General features: G+C 69.5%; 15 protein-coding genes and 1 pseudogene. 12 read left to right on the forward strand and 4 right to left on the reverse strand.

From position 1 onward, the window contains the following. Positions 1-35 precede the first annotated feature (35 nt). The 4 genes from BS329_RS31980 (at position 36) to BS329_RS31995 (ending at position 3,508) form a co-directional block, all read left to right on the forward strand. Positions 36-728 (forward strand): response regulator transcription factor, encoded by a 693-nt coding sequence (locus BS329_RS31980; RefSeq protein ID WP_076165488.1) that lies wholly within the window; start codon positions 36-38, stop codon positions 726-728. Beyond that, positions 725-2,146, forward strand: coding sequence for a sensor histidine kinase (locus tag BS329_RS31985; protein WP_076165490.1), 1,422 nt, complete (start codon positions 725-727; stop codon positions 2,144-2,146). Before BS329_RS31980 ends, BS329_RS31985 begins: the two co-directional genes overlap by 4 nt. Continuing rightward, a complete protein-coding gene (locus tag BS329_RS31990; protein WP_076165492.1) occupies positions 2,143-2,640 on the forward strand; it encodes a GerMN domain-containing protein in 498 nt (165 codons plus the stop codon). Before BS329_RS31985 ends, BS329_RS31990 begins: the two co-directional genes overlap by 4 nt. Before the next feature lie 196 nt (positions 2,641-2,836). Further along, positions 2,837-3,508 carry a VldE C-terminal domain-containing protein gene (locus BS329_RS31995; protein ID WP_076165494.1) on the forward strand — a complete coding sequence of 224 codons (672 nt, stop codon included), beginning with the start codon at positions 2,837-2,839 and terminating at the stop codon, positions 3,506-3,508. Here BS329_RS31995 and rnhA read toward each other — a convergent pair. The 3 genes from rnhA to BS329_RS32010 all read right to left on the reverse strand — a co-directional run bounded on the left by rnhA (position 3,505) and on the right by BS329_RS32010 (position 5,756). Beyond that, positions 3,505-3,990: a ribonuclease HI gene (gene rnhA / locus BS329_RS32000; protein WP_076165496.1), complete on the reverse strand. Its 486-nt coding sequence runs from the start codon at positions 3,988-3,990 to the stop codon at positions 3,505-3,507. The genes BS329_RS31995 and rnhA overlap by 4 nt on opposite strands. Positions 3,991-4,012: 22 nt before the next feature. After that, complete coding sequence (dinB, locus tag BS329_RS32005; protein WP_076165498.1) at positions 4,013-5,203, reverse strand: DNA polymerase IV; 1,191 nt, start codon at positions 5,201-5,203, stop codon at positions 4,013-4,015. Positions 5,204-5,336: 133 nt separating this feature from the next. Continuing rightward, the gene (locus BS329_RS32010; RefSeq protein ID WP_076165500.1) at positions 5,337-5,756 is read right to left on the reverse strand and encodes a DUF6010 family protein; all 420 of its coding nucleotides are present in this window, start codon (positions 5,754-5,756) and stop codon (positions 5,337-5,339) included. A 90-nt stretch (positions 5,757-5,846) separates the two neighbouring features. Here BS329_RS32010 and BS329_RS32015 point away from each other — a divergent pair, with 90 nt between their 5' ends. Beyond that, positions 5,847-6,785 (forward strand): GlxA family transcriptional regulator, encoded by a 939-nt coding sequence (locus BS329_RS32015; RefSeq protein ID WP_076165502.1) that lies wholly within the window; start codon positions 5,847-5,849, stop codon positions 6,783-6,785. Here BS329_RS32015 and BS329_RS32020 read toward each other — a convergent pair. Continuing rightward, entirely contained in the window at positions 6,782-7,072 is a 291-nt protein-coding gene (locus BS329_RS32020) for a hypothetical protein (RefSeq protein ID WP_076165505.1), read from the reverse strand. The genes BS329_RS32015 and BS329_RS32020 overlap by 4 nt on opposite strands. Positions 7,073-7,198: 126 nt before the next feature. On the opposite strand from BS329_RS32020, the gene BS329_RS32025 reads away from it, so the two are divergent. From BS329_RS32025 to BS329_RS32045, 7 genes and pseudogenes are all read left to right on the forward strand, one after another. Continuing rightward, complete coding sequence (locus tag BS329_RS32025) at positions 7,199-8,458, forward strand: MFS transporter (protein WP_076165508.1); 1,260 nt, start codon at positions 7,199-7,201, stop codon at positions 8,456-8,458. A gap of 217 nt (positions 8,459-8,675) precedes the next feature. Next, the gene (locus BS329_RS32030; protein WP_425266388.1) at positions 8,676-9,974 is read left to right on the forward strand and encodes a GGDEF domain-containing protein; all 1,299 of its coding nucleotides are present in this window, start codon (positions 8,676-8,678) and stop codon (positions 9,972-9,974) included. A gap of 303 nt (positions 9,975-10,277) precedes the next feature. Next, positions 10,278-10,463: pseudogene (locus tag BS329_RS44830) on the forward strand (hypothetical protein); the annotation flags it as partial. Positions 10,464-10,609: 146 nt separating this feature from the next. Further along, a complete protein-coding gene (locus BS329_RS44835; protein ID WP_244197387.1) occupies positions 10,610-10,843 on the forward strand; it encodes a hypothetical protein in 234 nt (77 codons plus the stop codon). 6 nt (positions 10,844-10,849) lie between these two features. After that, positions 10,850-11,200 carry a hypothetical protein gene (locus BS329_RS44840; protein ID WP_244197380.1) on the forward strand — a complete coding sequence of 117 codons (351 nt, stop codon included), beginning with the start codon at positions 10,850-10,852 and terminating at the stop codon, positions 11,198-11,200. A gap of 345 nt (positions 11,201-11,545) precedes the next feature. Then, positions 11,546-12,775, forward strand: coding sequence for an HNH endonuclease signature motif containing protein (locus tag BS329_RS32040; protein ID WP_076165509.1), 1,230 nt, complete (start codon positions 11,546-11,548; stop codon positions 12,773-12,775). 611 nt (positions 12,776-13,386) lie between these two features. Then, positions 13,387-18,876 (forward strand): ATP-binding protein, encoded by a 5,490-nt coding sequence (locus BS329_RS32045; RefSeq protein WP_076165511.1) that lies wholly within the window; start codon positions 13,387-13,389, stop codon positions 18,874-18,876. Positions 18,877-18,897 lie beyond the last annotated feature (21 nt).

Consider the following 18,897-nt stretch of genomic DNA (forward strand, 5'->3'; position numbering starts at 1 on the left):
TCGCATACGCGCGGCGGCATCCGAATAATGGCGGCGTGGCAAGTGTCCTTTTGATCGAAGACGACGCGTCCGTCCGGGAGGGTCTGGAGCTCGCGCTGCGCCGTCAGGCGCACACCGTCCACACCGCCGAAAGCGGTGAGCTCGGCCTGGAGAAGCTGCGGGTGTTCCAGCCCGACATCGTCGTGCTGGACCTCATGCTGCCCGGAATCGACGGCTTCGAGACGTGCCGCCGCATCCGCGCCGCCGGTGAGGTGCCGATCATCATGCTCACCGCCCGCAGCGACGACTTCGACATCGTGGCCGGGCTGGAGGCCGGCGCCGACGACTACGTGACCAAGCCGACCGAGCCCCGCGTGCTCGACGCCCGGATCCGGGCGGTGCTGCGGCGCGCGGTGAGCGAGAAACCCGCGAACGCCGACGACGACACCGCCGAACGGCACGGCCGCCTGGTCATCGACCGGGCCGGGCTGGTGGTCACGAAGAACGGCGAGCCGGTCTCGCTCACTCCGACCGAGCTGAAGCTGCTGCTGGAGCTGTCGCGCACACCCGGGCAGGTCTACAGCCGTCAGCAGATCCTCTCCGCCGTGTGGGATCACGACTATCTCGGCGACTCACGGCTGGTCGACGCCTGTGTCCAGCGGTTGCGCGCGAAGATCGAGGACGTGCCCGCGAAACCCGACCACGTCCAGACCGTCCGCGGCTTCGGGTACCGGTTCGGCCGTTCATGAGGCTGCTCTCCGGACTGCGGCCGCGGCTCATCCTCGCCTTCGCGGTGATGACGATCATCGGGGCGGCGGCCGCGGCGGGGGCCAGTTACGTCTCTGCCCGCAACGCGATCCTCGAAGCGGTCCAGGACGCGGCGATGAACCAGCTCAAGGACCGGGTCGCCGCCTACAGCCGCCCGATGTCCACTCCGCCGACCCAGGAACAGCTCAACGACTTCGCGGGCAGCCTGCGGTTGAACGCCGTCGCGGTTTACCAGGACCTGCGGTCGGTGAACGGCCCGGACCTGAGCACGTTTACACCCGAGCTGCGGCGGACCGTCGCCGACGACGACCGGATCCAGTTCCAGCGCCGGGACCGCGACGCCGTTCCGAAACCCATCCCCGAGCTCCTGGTCGGCATGCCGGTGCTGGCGCGGCAGCCGAACGGGTTGATGCGCCGCAGCGAGCTTCAGGTGTACTCGCTCACCTCGCTCGCCCAGCAGCAACAGGCCATCGAGGAACTCGCGGAATCCGCCTGGCGGATGGCCGCGCTCGCGCTGCCGCTGGCCGCCGCGCTCGCCCTGCTGGCCGCGAGACAGGTGCTGCGGCCGGTCCGGGCGCTCAACACCGCCGCCGCCCAGCTCGGCGAGGGCAGGCTCGACGTCCGGCTGCCCGCGAAGGGGTCCGACGAGCTGGCCGAACTGGTGACGACCTTCAACAACACCGCCGCCGAGCTGGAACGCACGGTCGGCGAGCTGAAGGCCATGGAGGCCGACGCCCGCCGGTTCGTCGCCGACGTCTCGCACGAACTCCGTACCCCGCTCGCGGCGATGAACGCGGTCACCGACGTCCTGGACGAGGACGCGGACGCGCTGCCGCCCGACACCGCGGTCGCCGCGCGGCTGGTCTCCGGCGAGACCCGCAGGCTGACCCGGCTCGTGCGGGATCTGGTCGAGATCTCCCGGTTCGACGCGGGCCGCGCCGAACTCGTACTGGACGAGTGGGATCTCGCGACCGCGATCCGCGACAGCCTCGACGCCCGGGGCTGGCGGGACGGCGAAGAGCTGGTCACCGACCTGCCCGACGGCGTCACCGCGCGGGTCGACCGGCGGCGGCTCGACCTGATCGTGGCCAATCTCGTCGGCAACGCGTTCCGGCACGGCGCCGCCCCGGTCGAGGTCCACCTGCGTGCCGACGGCGACGGCGTCGCCGTCGAGGTCGACGACCACGGCCCCGGCATCGACCCCGAGATCCTGCCGCACGTGTTCGACCGGTTCACCAAGGCGGACAGCTCCCGCGCCCGGTCCGAAGGCAGCGGGCTGGGCCTGGCGATCGCGCTGGAGAACGCCCGCCTGCACGGCGGTGACATCACGGCCGGCAACACCGGCCAGGGCGCCCGGTTCGTCCTGCGCCTGCCCCACCGGGCCGAAGGAGGGACATGACGAGGAAGACCCTTCTGGCCGTCCTCGCCGCGGCGACGCTGGTGGCGGGCTGCGGCGTCCAGCCCACCGGCGTCGTCCCGGCCGGGCCGGGACCGTCGATCCGCGCGACCACGGGGCCGGCGGTGGCCGGCGGGCTGACCTTGTACTTCGTGTCCGAGGGCCGGGTCATCCCGGTGACCCGGCCCAGCGAAGGCTTCATTTCGGCCGAAGGCGCGATCACGTTGCTCATGAAGGGACCGACGGAACGGGAAGCCGCGCAGGGGCTCACCACGTTCATTCCCCCCGAGGTGGGGCGGGTCGAGGTCTACTCGGGCCAACCGGGGACCATGGTGCTGCCGTTCACCGCGCGAAAACTGTCGAGCCAAGCCCTCAACCAGCTGGTGTGCACAGCGATGGCGGCCTCGCCGTCGACAGGACAGGGTCCGGTCGCTCCGGGGATGAACCTGACCTCGCCGGAGGGGGACCTGCACTACCAAGGCTGCAAATCCGGCTGAACCCGTCACTCACAGTGCTCACATAAAAGCACTTCTTGTCTCTGTACGGACGTGAGTCCCTTTTGGTTCAACGATCAAGGTAACTGTGGGCGAGCACACTCGCGCGTGACATTGCCGTGTCCGTTTCGTAATGTTGCCCGGAGCTCGCGGCCCCCGACGCGAGCTCCCGTCCCCGAATTGGTGAGTGATCAGAGAAATGGCCGGCAGACATCGCAAAACCCACGCCCCGAAGTGGAAGCTCCCCGCGGGCATCGCGGCAGCGGTCGCCACGGCGCTCCCGGCGTCGATGTGGCTGACCACCGCGGGTTCCCCCGAGGTCGAAGCGGCCAGTGCCGCGCTCGCGCTGCAGGCTCCCCCGGTCTCCAGCGTGACTCCCCCGCCGTCGACCGGCAGCACCCCGCCCTCCAGCACGACAACCCCGCCCCCCTCGACCACCGCGGCTCCCCCGAAGCCGACGACGTCGACCAAGGCCCCCGCCCCGGTGAAGAAGACCGTTCCCGCCGCGACGGCGTCGTGCTCGACCGACCTCGCCGGCACCAAGCCGCATGTGGCCCAGGTCGGCAACCACGTCAAGGCGAAGTTCGGCGTCAAGACCGTCGGCGGCGTCGCCGGCCGCGCGAACGCCAGTGATCACCCCTCCGGCCTCGCACTGGACTTCATGGTGGACGCCGCCACCGGCAACGCCATCGCCGACTATCTCCTGGCGAACCAGAAGGACTTCGGCGTCAGCTACGTCATCTGGCGTCAGCGCTACAACGACGGCAGCGGCTGGGACACCATGGAGGACCGCGGCGGCGCGACCGCCAACCACATGGACCACGTCCACGTGTCGTTCTCCAAGAGCGCCAAGGTCAGCGTCAGCTGCTAACGACGCCGGGCGGACCGCTCGCCGGGCTGGACCACAGGTCGTCCCATGACCTCTTCCACGCCTTTGACGGCGAGCCGGTCCGCCCGTTCGTTCTCCGGATGCCCGGCGTGGCCCTTGACCCAATGCCATTCGACGTCGTGCTGTGAAGCGGCTTCGTCGAGGCGGCGCCACAGATCAGCGTTCTTCACCGGCGTCTTGGCCGAGGTCATCCAGCCGTTGTTCTTCCAGTTCCGCACCCAGCTGGTGATGCCGTTCCGGACGTACGTGCTGTCGGTGTAGAGGTTCACCGTGACCCGGCGCTTCAGGCTTTCCAGCGCCTCGATGGGCGCCATCAGCTCCATCCGGTTGTTCGTGGTCGGCCCGGCGTCCCCGCCGTAGATCTCCTTCTCGACGTCGCCGTACCGCAGCACCGCTCCCCAGCCGCCGGGGCCGGGATTCCCGCTGCACGCGCCATCGGTGTAGATCTCGACAGATTCCGCCACCGGGACACCCTAGCCACGAGTCTCAGTCCGGCAGCAGTGGCACCCACGGCTCCTCGGCCTGCCCGAGGTGCACCGCCCGGGTGATGGACTTCGAACCGAAGCGGTCCCGGACGGTGTCGAGCGTCGAATCGAGCGCGTCCCTCGGCTTCGCCCCGAACGGCAAGGCCAGCTGGATCGCGTCGTCCTTCGTCAGGTTCGTCAGCGCGAGGCCGATCAGCGTGAGCCCGCGCTCGTCGATCAGCGGCCGCGCCGCGGCGAGCAGGTCACGCGCCGCCGCGACGATCGCGCCGGTCTGTTCGGTCGCTTCCAGCAGGGTGTGCGAGCGCGTGGCCTTGGTGAAGTCGGCGAACCGCATCCGCAGCACGACCGTCCGGCATACGCGATGCGCCGCACGCAGCCGCCGGGCGAGGCGATCGGCCAGCGTCAGCAGCATCGCGTCGAGTTCGGCAGGCGTGCGCGGCCTGCTGCCGAGCGCGCGCTGCGCCCCGATCGACCGGCGACGGCGACCGGTCTGCACCCGCCGGGGATCGTCGTTGTGGGACAAGGCATGCAGGTGGACCCCGACACCGCGGCCGAGCATCCGGACGAGTTCCTTCTCCCCGAACCCCTCCATCTGCCCGACCGTCGTCACGCCGCGCTCCCGCAGCTTCTGCGCGGTCACCTTGCCCACACCCCACAGCCGCTCGACCGGCAGCGGATGCAGGAACTCCAGTTCCCCGTCGTGCGGCACGACGAGCAGCCCGTCGGGTTTGGCGACACCGCTGGCCACCTTCGCGAGGAACTTCGTCCTCGCGACGCCGACCGTGATCGGCAGGCCGACCTGCTCCAGGACGTCCTTCCGCAGTTGCGCCGCGATCTGGCTCGGCGTGCCCGCGATCCTCAGCAGCCCACCGACATCGAGGAACGCCTCGTCGATCGAGATGCCCTCCACCAGCGGTGTCGTGTTGTCGAAGACCTCGAAGACCGCCTTGCTCGCCTCCGAATACGCGTGCATCCGCGGCGGGACCACGATGGCGTGCGGGCACAGCCGCCGCGCCTGGCCGCCGCCCATCGCCGTACGGACGCCGAACGCCTTGGCCTCGTAACTGGCCGCCAGCACGACCCCGCCGCCGACGATGACCGGCCGTCCGCGCAGGGTCGGGTCGTCACGCTGCTCGACCGACGCGTAGAACGAGTCCAGGTCGGCGTGCAGGATGGGACCCTCGGGCGTCATAGAACATATGTTCGCATCGCTCGGCCTACCAGCCAAGACCCACCTCGTCGAACGGCGGACCCAGTAGGAGATCCGGTGTTCGAACACTTCGCCGTCCCGGATTTCGGCGGTGAACGCGCCCGCTTCGCTCGTTTCATCCGACCGAAGAACGCGCGCGACGGGGACCGACACGGGCGCGAAGGAAGTCCGTCACCGAGCGCCCGCCGGTCAGACACCAGATCGCGATGACCGGGTCGCAGATCGCGCAGCCGAACGAGGAGTCGTCCAGGAACGGGATGATCGGGGCGCCCTTGAGATGGTGCACGACGTCCCAGGCGGTGTGCAGCAGCCAGCCGATGCCGATGAACGTCCACGACTCGAGGCCGCGGTACGCCACGTAGGCCAGTACCGCGGTGAAGGCGAATTCCCAGATCCCGAGGCCGCCACCGCCGAGATACGCCGCGCCCGCGCCCGCCACCATGATCGCGTTGAAACGGCGGCGGTGCGGTTCGTGGATGAGCGACATCAGGACGACGTAGGCGAGGCCGACGAGAATCGGCGCGATGATCATCATGGCTCGACGCTAGAACCGGGACACCTTCGCTCCCAGTGGCGTGAACGACGCCTTCCAACGGGATCTCGCCACGCGCGCTAAATTGCGGTCATGCACACCGTCGCCGTGCTCGCGCTGGACAAGGTGATCCCGTTCGACCTGTCGACACCCATCGAGGTCTTCACCAGGACCCGGCTGCCGGACGGGAGCGCGGGTTACCGGGTGCTCGTCTGCGCCGAAATGCCCGACGTCGACGCCGGGCATTTCACCTTGCGCGCGCCGTGGGGCCTGGAGGCGCTGCGCGAGGCCGACACGATCATCGTCCCCGGCACCGCCGAACCGACGCGGCCGATCCCGGAAGCCGTCCGCGAGGCACTCACCACGGCCGCGGCGAAGGGCACCCGGATCGCCTCGATCTGTTCCGGCACCTTCGTCCTCGCCGCCGCAGGACTGCTCGACGGACTCCGCGCCACCACCCACTGGATCGCCGCGGACCTGCTCGCCGGGACCCATCCGGCGATCGACGTCGACCCGGACGTGCTCTACGTCGACAACGGGCAGATCCTGACGTCCGCGGGCGCCGCGGCGGGCCTGGACCTGTGCCTGCACCTGATCCGCCGCGACCACGGCTCCGCGATCGCGGCCGACGCCGCCCGCCTTTCGGTGATGGCACTGGAACGCGAGGGTGGTCAGGCGCAGTTCATCGCGTTGCGGCATCCCCCGGCCCCCCGCGGCGCGGCGCTGGAACCCACTTTGCTCTGGATGCAGGAAAACCTCGCCCGCGATCTCAGTCTCGCCGACATCGCCGCACGCGCCGGCCTGAGCACCCGCACGCTGATCCGGCACTTCCGCGAACAGACCGGGACGACACCGTTGCAGTGGCTGCACCGGACGCGGATCCGGCAGGCGCAGCATCTGCTGGAGACCACCCAGGACGCCGTCGAGCGGATCGGCGCCGAGGTCGGTTTCGGTTCGCCCACCTCGTTCCGTGACCGGTTCAAACGCACAACCGGCGTCAGCCCGGTCACCTATCGACGCGCTTTCCGTTAAGCGGCGAGGGCCAGTGCCGTGCCCGATGCCCGGACCCGGGCCTGTTCGGCGAACCGCCTCCGGGCGGCGACGACTCTGAGCCATCGTTCGGAGCGCTCGGCGTCCAGACCGGAAGTGGCCCTGGCGAGTACCTCGGCGGCGTGCGCGGCGGAGTCGATCTCCGCGGCGGCGCCGAGGTAGTCGCCCGCCTCGATCAGCTTGTAGGCGTGGCGCATCTCGGTCTGCGCGGTCGAGTAGATGGCGTAGGCGGCCAGGTTGTTCGCCAGCGGCCCCAGTGAATGCGACATCGGATTCTCCGTTCCTTCTCTTACCGACACGTCGAACGGGTACCCCGTGGTTCGACACGGCCGTGCATATTTCCGAACTTTTCCGGGGGTTGCGCGAAGTAGCCGCCACACGACAGCCTGAAACGCATGCCAGCCAGGGCGGCGTCGTTCCGCAGCGTGTTCGCGGTCGCCGAGTTCCGCCGGATCTGGCTCGCGCAGTTGCTCTCGGTCGCCGGTGACCAGCTGGCCAGGGTCGCGCTCACGGTGCTGGTGTTCGACCGGACGTCGTCGGCAGGATGGGCTTCGGCGGCGTACGCGCTGACGTTCGTGCCCGATCTCCTCGGCGGCGCGCTGGGCGGGATCGCGGACCGGTTCTCGCGACGCATCGTGATGGTGGTGACCGACGTCGGCCGCGCGGTCCTGATCGCGTTGATGGCGGTCCCCGGGCTGCCGCTGCCCGCCGCGGCCGCGCTGCTGTTCTTCGTGCAGCTCATGGCGGGACCGTTCCACGCGGCACGCCAGGCGATGCTGCCGGACCTGCTCGACCCGGACCGCCTTGTCGTCGGCCAGGCCGTCATTTCCTCGACGTACCAGGCCGGACTCGTGGTCGGCTTCGGCGCGGGCGCCGCCGTCGTCACCGGCCTCGGCGTCCCCGGCGCGCTGCTCATCGACGCGGGAACGTTCGCGCTGTCGGCACTCATGCTCCGCTTCGGACTGAAGCGGTACCCGCCGTCGGCGCCACGTCACCACCGGCGCCCGTCCCTGATCGCGGGGTGCCGCCTCGTCGCCCGCGACCGCAAGCTGCGATGGCTGCTGCTCATCGCGTGCTGCTGCGGCTTCTACGTCGTGCCCGAAGGTCTCGCCGTCCCGGTCGCCGCCGAACTCGGCGGGGCAGGCGCGCTGCCGTGGCTGCTGGCCGCGAACCCGGCCGGCTCGGTGCTCGGCGGGATCCTGCTGAGCCGGATCCCGCGGGAACGGCAGGTCCGGCTGCTGGGCGCGCTGACGGTGGCGAGCAGCCTGGTGCTGATCCCGACCGGCTGGGCGCCCGGTCTGGTCACGATCGTCGTGCTGTGGACGATCTCGGGAGTGTTCTCCGCGCACGACATGATCACTCAGACGCAGTATGGTCTCGCCGCGCCGCCGGACCATCGTGGTCAGGTGATCGGTGTCGCGATCGCGGCGTTGCGGGCGGCGCAGGCGGCGGGCATCGCGGCAGGCGGGCTGCTGGCCCAGGTCGTCGCGCCGACCACCGCGATCACCGTCGCCGCGGTCGCGGGTGCGGTGGTCGCCTGCGTCGCGGGCGCGGGCTGGACACGTGCGGTGTCGTCCCGCCGCGGGCCGGAAGGACTGGGGGACCCCGTCGGTCCGGTCGGCGGGACGACACCCGTTGGTGAGCACCGTTCCTGATCACGTCCAGTTGTTGTCCCGCATGCCGTTCACCTCCCTCGAAATAGCGATCTATCCGGCAAAACACTCACCAGTTGTTGTCCTGCATCGGTGCACCTCCCTCGTTTTGGTTGGGCTGTCCGGGGGAATTCACGGCCGCGCCTCTTATCGTCGGAAACGACGCGTTCGTCGCCGTCCCGGTTCGATTACGGTGTAGATCACCGACGGAAGAGGGTGCGTGGACGGACGACTCGGCGGCACGCGGCGACGGCTCAGGGCCTGGCACCTGTGGAGCCTGCCGCGATCTGTGCGTACCTACGTCCTGGTCGTGAATCTCATCGCAGTCCTCTCGACCGCCGCCACCGCCCGGTTGATCCCGGTCACCGGCGCCGACCTGGCCCGGTTCGGCGTCTTGACGCTGTGCGCGGCCATCGCGATCGAGGGCACCCGGCAGATCGAACGCCAACGGGAGTACGACAGGGCCCCGTCGGTCGCCTACGTCGACACCAAGGCGGTCTGGAGCGTCGCCGCCGTCATCGCGCTGCCGCCGGTGCTCGCCGCCGCGATGGTCGTGGTGACCTACACCATCGCATGGCTGAGGATCTGGCCACACCAACGGCCGGTTCTCCCCCATCGGTGGATCTTTTCCGCCGCGACGGTGCTCTGCGGCACGCAGGCGGCCGTCGTCGTCCTCAGCCTCGGCATGCGCCACTACCCCGGCACGCCCGATTCCGGGCTGCTCTCCGGACTGGGCGATCTCGCCGTCATCATCGTGGCCGCGGGGCTGCGCTGGGCGATCAACACCGTGCTGGTGATGATCGCGATCGCGCTCTCGTCACCGCCGAAGTCGATCGGCGAGCTGTTCTCCGGCTTCGGCGACCAGATCCTCGAGGCCGGCGCGCTCGGCCTCGGCCTGGTGACGGCCGTCGTCCTCGTCCAGGCCAACCCGCTGGTGCTGGTCGGGGTCGTCATCGCACTGGTCGCGCTGCACCGCGGGCTGCTGCTGACGCAGTACCGGCGCGACGCGCACACCGACGCCACCACCGGGCTGGTCACGAAACGCCGGTGGCGCCAGCTGGCCGAAGAACACCTCGGCCGGACGCGTGCGGGCCGCAAACTCGGCGTGCTGTTCCTCGACCTCGACAACTTCAAGACGATCAACGACACCTACGGCCACCCCAACGGCGACGTCGTCCTGCGCGCGGTCGGCGACGCGCTGCGCGCCGAGATCCGGGAGCAGGACGTCTGCGGGCGGTGGGGTGGCGAGGAGTTCGCGATCGTCATCCCGGACGTCCACAGCGAGGAGACACTGCGCCAGGTGGCCGAACGGATCCGGCACCAGGTGGCGGTGGTGTCGGTCGCGCTGCCCGATCGCGACGCCGTGCTGACCGATCTGACGGTGTCGATCGGCGGGGCCCTCTACCCGGCGGCCAACATCACCAGCGTCGACGACCTCCTCGTCGCCACCGACACGGCGCTCTACCGGGCGAAACAAGGCGGCCGCAATCGCGTCGAACTGGCCCCGCCCACGCAGTAGGGTTGCCTCGTCCGGGGAGGCACCATGAGCTTGAATCGGTTCGCTTGGGGTCCCGTAGGGCTGGTCATCGCGGCACAGGCGGTGGTGCTCACACTGTTCTCCGGCCGATACGGCTTCCAGTGGATCGGCCCTCGCTGACGCCGTTGCCGACGAGGCTTACGACCGACGTCTTCGGCGCCACGTGGCGGCCACCTTGGGCGCCATGGGACGGTCGTCCTGCTGGCACTGGTCGCCCGGGAGTTCCGCGGCGCACAGGTCCTGACCGCAACCGCTACCGCGCTGTCGGCGTTCGTCGTGGTCGACATGCTGGTCTGGAGTGCGCTGGACCTGGTGGTCCTGCGCCTGTTCCGCACCGGCGACGGACGGTGGTGGCTCGCGATCGGCGCGGTCATCGGCATCGGCCTGGAGCGCAAGTGGCTCGTCCTGTTGGTGGTCACCTCGATCGGCCTGGCAGTACTCGCCGTCGGCCCGCGTACGGTTTTGCGCAGCGGCTGGATCGCCGCCAGGATCGCGCTCGCGCTGACAGTGGCCGCGCCGGGCTTGATCTGGCAGGCGTCACACGATTTCCCTTTGCTGACGGTACTTCCGGGATCAGCGAGGACGACGGCGCGGAGAACCGGATCCTGTTCGCGCCGATGCGACTGCTCTCCCTCTCCCCGGTGGTCGTACCGGTGTGGATCGCGGGCGCACTCCGGCTTTGGCGCGACCCGGACCTGCGCTGGGCTCGCTCGCCAGCTCTGGCCTACCCGATCCTGTTCGTGATCTTGGTGGTACTGGGCGGAAAGCCGTACTACTCGGCACCTTTTCTGTTGCTGCTCACGGCCGCAGGCGCGGATCCCTGCCTGCGTTGGCTGAACCGGACCTGGTGACGGGCCTTGGCCGCGTTCTTGGCCTTGACGGTCGCCCGCGTTCGATCACAGGTCCCGGACGCGGTGATCTTCACGCGGAACTACGGGCAGGCCGGAGCTTTGGAGCACTACGGGCTTCCGGCGGTGTACTCGGGGCAGATGTCCTATGCGGACTGGGGCCCGCCCCCGGACGACGCCGGCCCGATGGTCGTGGTGGGTCCGTATCTTCCGGAGTGGTTCACGGGATGTCGTGAGATGGCGGTGCACGACAATGGGATCGGGATGGAGAACGAGGAGCAAGGGGTACGGATTTCCTTGCGTGCGGGGACTTCTCGGCCTTGGTCGGAGTTGTGGGCGGGGATGCGGCACTATTACTGAGGTTGGGGTTTTCCGGAAATCGGCGATAGTCGGGTCGTCAGAGCCCCAACTGTCGACGACCGTCATTGCGGTCACCGAGGCACGTACCTGTAGGCCGTTGCCGGAAATCGGCAATGGCCGTCTTTCGTGGTCACTGCAGGCGGAAGGACACCGAGTGACACGCCCAGTGACACAGCAGAGCACCGCTTCATCGGGCCCTGACGACGAAGTCGCCGCGGCGCGGCGGACCTGTCGAGGAAGCCCAAAGACCGTTGCCGGAAATCGGCAATGGCCGACAACGCCGCAAGATCCAAAAGTGTCGGTGGCCGGTTGTAGGTTCTTTGAGTGGACATTCACAACGCCCCTGTGGCGCTACTCGAAGACCTCACCGACCCTCGACTCTTGAAGGAAATCAATACATCACTGAAGTTCTTGGATGACAAGGATTCCGTTGCTGTGGCGGTCGCGGCTTCAGCGGGGATCGCACGCCTGGAAGCGGTCCGGTTCCGCGCCCTGGCGCAACTGAACCGGCATCGCGAGGGCGCGCGGAGCGTGGCGCAGGAAGTCGCCTTCGCACTGTCCCTTGTGGATAGTCATGCTGCCGAGATGGTCGCTGCGGCCGATGCGTTGACCACCCGGCTGCCCCGCACCCTGGGGCTGATGGACAAAGGCGCGGTGAGTGGTTTCGGGGCAATGAAGGTCGCCGCCGCCACCGCCTGGCTATCCGACGAGAACGCCCGCGCCGCCGACGCCCTGCTGGAAGAACGGTTACCGGGGAAGAATTCGGAGCAGATCCGGAAGGCGGCGGGTTATGCGGCGATGACGGTCGACCGCGAGGGCGCCGACAAACGGACCGAGCACCATCGCGACGGCCGCCGACTCAGTTTACGCCACGGTGAGACCGGGGTGGCGTCGATCGAGATCGAAGACGGCCCCGTCGAAAAAGTTACTGCCGCCTACCGCCGGATCGACCGTGAAGCACGGGCACTCAAGACCGAAGGCGAGACCCGCACCCTCGATCAATTACGTGCCGATGTCGCCCTCGACCTCCTCCTCGGCGGACAAGACGGGGTGAGTGAACGCACCGAGGTATTCCTCTATATGGACTTGTTCACCTACCTCGGGCTGAATGACGACCCCGCGGAGCTTGCCGGGCACGGTCACCTTCCGGCGTCACTGGCCCGGCACATCGCGACCGGACCCAACACCGTCCTGCGCCGCATCATCACCGACCCACCATCCGGACAAGTGCTGGACCTCGGCCGGGACCGCTACCGACCCACCGCCGGTCTCGACGAATACGTCCGGGTGCGGGACCGTGAATGCCGAAGACCCGGCTGCCACCGCCCCGCCCAAGCCTGCGACCTCGACCACACCGTGCCCTGGCAGCACGGCGGCCACACCGACGCCGCGGACCTCATCAGCTTCTGCCGCCGCGACCACCGACTCAAAGACGAACCCGGCTGGACCTACCGGCTCGCACCCGACGGCACCCTCACCATCACCACCCCCACCGGACAGACCTACGACAGCACACCTCCACCCCTCCACGAAGCTCGCCCGAAAACACTCCAGACCGACGAGCCACCGTTTTGACGCCGTTGCCGAGAAACGGCAACACCGCCTGAGCAGACCCCGGCACAGGCCCCCAACGGCAGCGGGCCCATCCACCTGAGACCGGCATCCGCGCCCGACTCCGAGCAGGCCTCGGCACAGACCAACGACCGCCGTGCCGGCAACGCGACCTTTGGCGTCCGCCCGCGCCCGCCACCCACAAGACACCACCGCGCCGAGTCGTCGCCGAGAAGCGGCAACACCCGCTCCCAGCCGAGCCGCCGCCGGACCGACGTCCACACACCTTCGCGACCCGGCGACGAAGCCGACGCCACCCAGCGCGCACCCAAGCCGAAAACCCACCCGGCCAACTCCGATGAAACCGGCGTGAACAGCTGGTGACACGACGCGAACCCCGGCTACCGGGCCCAGCCCCCGATTGTCCACTTCATCACGTCATTCGGGCCCTCGACGAGGTGTTCCAGGACACTTTTTGGCGGGTTCCTACAATACCCGGCCCTCGGCATGCGTCACCGGCGACATTCTCGTACCGGCCGGTAAGAGGCAGGCTGTAAGGCAGGTACAGGAGACTGTCCCGCGCGTGATCCGGCGGGACGTCACCTGTTGTGCTGCGTATTTGGGAGGCTCAGTCGGTGTTCAGTCGTGTCGCCATCGTCAACCGCGGAGAAGCCGCGATGCGGCTCATCCATGCCGCCCGCGAGCTTTCGGCGGAGACCGGACAGCGGATCGAGACCGTCGCTCTCTACACGGATGCGGACCGGTCGGCGACGTTCGTGCGGGAAGCCGACATCAGCTACAACCTGGGGCCGGCGTCGGCGCGGCCGTACCTCGACTTCGCCGTGCTGGAGCGGGCGCTGACCGAGACCGGGGCCGACGCGGCCTGGGTCGGCTGGGGCTTCGTGGCCGAGGATCCGGCGTTCGCCGAGCTGTGTGAGCGGCTGGGCATCACCTTCATCGGCCCGAGCGCGGACGCGATGCGCAAGCTCGGCGACAAGATCGGCGCGAAGCTGATCGCCGAGGAGGTCGGCGTTCCGGTCGCGCCGTGGAGCCGTGGCGCGGTCGCGGATCTCGACGCCGCCATCGAGGCCGCCGAGGAGATCGGCTATCCGCTGATGCTCAAGGCGACCGCCGGCGGCGGTGGCCGCGGTATCCGCGTCATCACCTCCGCCGGCGAGCTCAAGGACGCCTACGAGCGCACCAGCCTGGAGGCCGAGCGCGCCTTCGGCAGCGGCGTCGTGTTCCTGGAGCGCCTGGTCACCGGCGCCCGGCACGTCGAGGTCCAGGTCATCGCCGACGGCCAGGGCACCGCGTGGGCGCTCGGCGTCCGCGACTGTTCCGTGCAGCGCCGCAACCAGAAGATCATCGAGGAGTCCGCCTCCCCGGTGCTGAGCCCCGAGCAGGCCGACGAGCTCAAGCGGTCCGCCGAGCGGCTCGCGCTCGCGGTCGACTACTGCGGCGCCGGAACGGTCGAGTTCCTCTACCACCCCGGTGACAAGCTGTTCGCCTTCCTCGAGGTCAACACCCGCTTGCAGGTCGAGCACCCGATCACCGAGTCGACCACCGGCATGGACCTGGTCAAGGCCCAGCTGTACGTCGCTTCCGGCGGCAAGCTCGAAGGCCCCCAGCCCGCCGAGTCCGGTCACGCCATCGAGGCGCGGCTCAACGCCGAGGACCCGGACCGCGACTTCGCGCCGTCGCCCGGCCGCATCGCGCGCCTCGCCCTGCCCGCCGGACCGGGCATCCGCGTCGACACCGGGGTCAGCGAAGGCGACACGATCCCGGCCGACTTCGACTCGATGATCGCAAAGATCATCGCCTACGGCCGCGACCGCGACGAAGCACTTGGCCGTCTGCGCCGCGCGATGGCGCAGACCACGGTCATCATCGAGGGCGGCGCGACCAACAAGAGCTTCGTCCTCGACCTGCTCGATCAGCCCGAGGTGATCGACGGCAGCGCTGACACCGGCTGGATCGACCGGGTCCGCGGCGAAGGCAAGCTGGTCACCCACCGCCATTCCGCGATCGCGCTCGCGGCCGCCGCGATCGAGGCCTACGAGGATGAGGAAGCCGTTGAGCGCCAACGGCTTTTCTCCACCGCGCACGGCGGCCGCCCGCAGGTGCAGCACCAGAGCGGGCGTCCGCTCGACCTCAAGCTGCGCGGCGCCGCGTACCGGGTGAGCGTGGCCAGGATCGGCCACCGCCGGTTCCGCGTCGGCGTTTCCGCGGGCGGCGGCGACATCCACCCCGCCGACGTCGAGGTCGACCGGTTCGACGAGCACACTGGCCAGATCACCGTCAACGGCACCCGGTTCCGCCTGGTCACCGGCACGCACGGGCCGATCCACCTGGTCGAGGTCGACGGCGTCACCCACCGCATCAGCCGCGACGAGGGCGGCGTCGTCCGCTCCCCCGCGCCCGCGCTCGTCGTCGCGACGCCGCTCGAGGTCGGAGCGGAGGTCGAGGCGGGCGCTCCCATCCTGGTGCTGGAGAGCATGAAGATGGAAACGGTGCTGCGCGCGCCGTTCCGCGCGAAGCTGCGTGAGTGTGTCGTCTCGGTCGGCAGCCAGGTCGAGACCGGCGCTCCCCTGCTGCGGCTCGAACCGCTGGCGGAGGAAGGCAACGAGGTCGCCGAGGACACCGGCAGCGTCGAGATCGAGCTCCCCGTGGAGCCCGGTGGCGCGTCGGCGCCGCAGCGGATCGCGCGCGGCCGGCAGGATCTGCGCAGCCTCCTGCTCGGCTTCGACGTCGATCCGCACGACGAGCGCCGCACGCTCAGCTCGTATCTGGCCGCCAGGGCCGAGGTGGAAGCCAACGGCGACCGCCCGCTGGAGGGCGAGATCGAACTGCTGACCGTGTTCGCCGACCTGTCCGAGCTGATGCGCAACAAGCCGATGCGTGAGGACGCGAAAACGAACACCCGGGTGCACAGCGCCCGCGAGTTCTTCCACAGCTACTTGCAAAGCCTCGACGTCGAACGCGCCGGGCTGTCGGAGTCGTTCCAGAACAGGCTCAAGAAGGTTCTGGCGCACTACGGCATCGACGATCTGGAGCGCACGCCGGAGCTGGAGGAGGCGGTGTTCCGCATCTTCCTCGCCCAGCAGCGGACCGCTTCCGACGTCGCAATCGTCACCGCGGTGCTGCGGCAGTGGCTCACCGAACCGCAGCCGTTCGAAGCGATGCGCGAACCGGCGGGCAAGGCGCTGGAGCAGCTCATCGCCGCCACCCAGCTCCGCTTCCCGGTGGTCGGCGACCTGGCCCGCAGCGTGGTGTTCCGCTGGTTCGCTCAGCCGCTGCTCCGCCGCACCCGCGCCGAGGTCTACAGCGAGGTCCGCAAGCATCTGCGTCACCTCGACCTGCACCCGGACTCGCCGGACCGCGCCGACCGGATCGCGAGCATGCTGGCCAGCGCCCAGCCGCTGGTCCGCCTGCTCGGGCAGCGGATCGGGCGCCCCGGAACCGACCACACCCCGCTGCTCGAAGTCTTGAGCCGCCGCTATTACGGCAACCGCACGTTCACCGGCGTCCAGCAGGTCACGGTCGGCGGCTGCACCTTCGTCGCCGGTGACTACGCCGACGAGAACGAGCGGTTCCACATGGCCACCACCGCCGTCGACCGCGCCGGGCTGCCCGGCGCGATCAAGGCGGTCGCCGAACTCGCCTCCGGACTGCCCGCCGACACCGACGTCGAAGCAGACCTCTATCTGACCTGGGACGACGAGACCGCCGACGACGACACGATGGCGGCCGGGCTGCGCGAGGTCGTCACGGCCGCGTCGCTGCCGAGCCGGGTCCGGCGCGTCACCACCACGGTCGCGGGGCACGGTGGCGCGGTGACGCACCACCACTTCACCTTCCGCCCGTCCTCGACCGGCTTCTCCGAGGAGCGGCTGATCCGCGGCCTCCACCCGCTGATCGCGCAGCGGATGCAGTTGCAGCGGCTGGCGAACTTCGACCTCACCCGGTTGCCGTCCGGCGACGAGGACGTCTACCTCTTCAAATGCGTCTCGCCGATGAACCCGTCGGATCAGCGGCTGGTCGCGCTCGCCCAGGTCCGTGACCTGACCCCGTTGCGGGACAACGACGGCAAGCTGCTGGCCCTGCCTGCGGTCGAAGGCACGCTGGCCGGCTGCCTCGACGCGATCCGTGAGGTGCAGGCGAAACTTCCGCCGAAGAAGCGCTTCGACACCAACCGGATCATGCTGTACGTGTGGCCGACCAGTGAGCTCACCGGCGAGGAACTGAACACCGTCGCGCAGCGAGTGCAGCCGTCGACGGCGGGTGCGGGTCTCGAAGAGGTCCAATTCCTCGGCAGGCAGCGCGACCGCGTGACCGGGGAGGTCGCCGAGGTCGCCGTGCGTATCGGCTACGACGTCAGCGGCGGCGTGCAGATGTCGCTGTCCGAGCCCACGACCGAGCCGATCCTGCCGCTCGACGACTACCGCCAGAACGTCCTGCGGGCCCGCCGCCGCGACACGGTGTACCCGTACGAGCTGACCAAGATGCTCGGCTCGTTCACCGAGTACGACCTGGACGACAGCAACACCCTCGTCCCGGTCGACCGGCCGAAGGGACGCAACAAGGCGGCGATCGTCGCCGGTGTGGTCACCACGCCGACCGAGCGTCACCCGGAGGGCGTCAAGCGGGTCGTCCTGCTCGGCGACCCGACGAAGGCGCTCGGCGCGCTGTCGGAGCCGGAGTGCTCGCGGGTGATCGCGGCGCTCGACCTCGCCGAACGGCTGCGGGTCCCGCTGGAGTGGTACGCCCTCTCAGCCGGTGCGCGGATCTCGATGGAGTCCGGCACCGAGAACATGGACTGGGTCGCGGCCGCGCTCAAGCGGATCGTGCACTTCACCCAGGACGGCGGTGAGATCAACATCGTCGTGGCCGGGATCAACGTCGGTGCCCAGCCGTACTGGAACGCCGAAGCGACGATGCTCATGCACACCAAGGGAATCCTGGTGATGACGCCGGATTCCGCGATGGTGCTGACCGGCAAGCAGTCGCTCGACTTCTCCGGTGGCGTCTCGGCCGAAGACAACTTCGGCATCGGCGGCTACGACCGCGTCATGGGCCCGAACGGCCAGGCGCAGTACTGGGCGCCGAACCTCGCCGCGGCGCGCGACGTGCTGATGTCGCACTACGACCACACCTATGTGGCGCCGGAGGAATCCGGTCCGCGCAAGGCGATCACCACCGACCCCGTCGACAGGGACGTGTCGTCGTTCCCGCACGCGGCCGTCGACAGCGACTTCACCACGGTCGGGCAGATCTTCTCCCGTGAGGCCAACCCGGACCGCAAGAAGCCGTTCGACATCCGCACCGTGATGCGCGCGCTGTCGGACCAGGACCACCCGGTGCTGGAACGCTGGCCGGGTATGGCCGACGCGGAGACCGCGGCCGTGCAGGACGTGCACCTCGGCGGGCGGCCGGTGTGCCTGCTGGGCATCGAGTCGCGTTCGGTACCGCGCCGCGGCTTCCCGCCCACCGACGGCCCGGACACCTACACCGCGGGCACCTTGTTCCCGCGGTCGTCGAAGAAGGCGGCGCGAGCGATCAACGCGGCCAGCGGCAACCGGCCGCTGGTGGTGCTGGCGAACCTCTCCGGCTTCGACGGTTCGCCGGAGTCGATGCGGAAACTCCAGCTGGAGTACGGCGCGGAGATCGGCCGGGCGATCGTCAACTTCAAGGGTCCGATCGTGTTCACCGTGATCTCGCGATACCACGGCGGCGCGTTCGTGGTCTTCTCGAAGGCGCTGAACCCGAACATGACCGTGCTGGCCTTGGAAGGCTCGTTCGCCTCCGTGCTCGGCGGCGCGCCCGCCGCGGCGGTCGTGTTCGCCGGCGAGGTCAACGCGCGGACCGCGGCGGACCAGCGGGTGCGTTCGCTGTCGGAGAAGCTCAGCGGGGCGACCGGCGCCGAACGCGCCGCGCTGGCCGCGGAACTGGCCGACGTCCGGGCGTCGGTGCGGGCCGAGAAGCTGGGCGCGGTCGCGACCGAGTTCGACGGCGTGCACAGCATCGAGCGCGCGGTGAAGGTCGGTTCGGTGGACGCGATCATCAGCGCCGCCGAGATGCGGCCGCGCATCATCGAGGCGATCGAGCGAGGCCTCGCGAAGCAGTAGCCCCTGCTCCCCTCGCGTGTT

Origin of the sequence: Amycolatopsis coloradensis (assembly GCF_001953865.1) — a bacterium.
In the GTDB taxonomy this organism is placed as follows: domain Bacteria; phylum Actinomycetota; class Actinomycetes; order Mycobacteriales; family Pseudonocardiaceae; genus Amycolatopsis; species Amycolatopsis coloradensis.

Excerpts from the sequence above, each read along its gene's own strand:
- BS329_RS44835 (WP_244197387.1), top strand. The coding sequence starts at position 10,610 with ATGCGACTGCTCTCCCTCTCCCCGGTGGTCGTACCGGTGTGGATCGCG.
- BS329_RS32025 (WP_076165508.1), top strand. The coding sequence starts at position 7,199 with ATGCCAGCCAGGGCGGCGTCGTTCCGCAGCGTGTTCGCGGTCGCCGAG.
- BS329_RS31985 (WP_076165490.1), top strand. The coding sequence starts at position 725 with ATGAGGCTGCTCTCCGGACTGCGGCCGCGGCTCATCCTCGCCTTCGCG.
- BS329_RS31990 (WP_076165492.1), top strand. The coding sequence starts at position 2,143 with ATGACGAGGAAGACCCTTCTGGCCGTCCTCGCCGCGGCGACGCTGGTG.
- BS329_RS32020 (WP_076165505.1), bottom strand. The coding sequence starts at position 7,072 with ATGTCGCATTCACTGGGGCCGCTGGCGAACAACCTGGCCGCCTACGCC.
- BS329_RS31995 (WP_076165494.1), top strand. The coding sequence starts at position 2,837 with ATGGCCGGCAGACATCGCAAAACCCACGCCCCGAAGTGGAAGCTCCCC.
- BS329_RS32010 (WP_076165500.1), bottom strand. The coding sequence starts at position 5,756 with ATGATGATCATCGCGCCGATTCTCGTCGGCCTCGCCTACGTCGTCCTG.
- BS329_RS32015 (WP_076165502.1), top strand. The coding sequence starts at position 5,847 with ATGCACACCGTCGCCGTGCTCGCGCTGGACAAGGTGATCCCGTTCGAC.
- dinB (WP_076165498.1), bottom strand. The coding sequence starts at position 5,203 with ATGACGCCCGAGGGTCCCATCCTGCACGCCGACCTGGACTCGTTCTAC.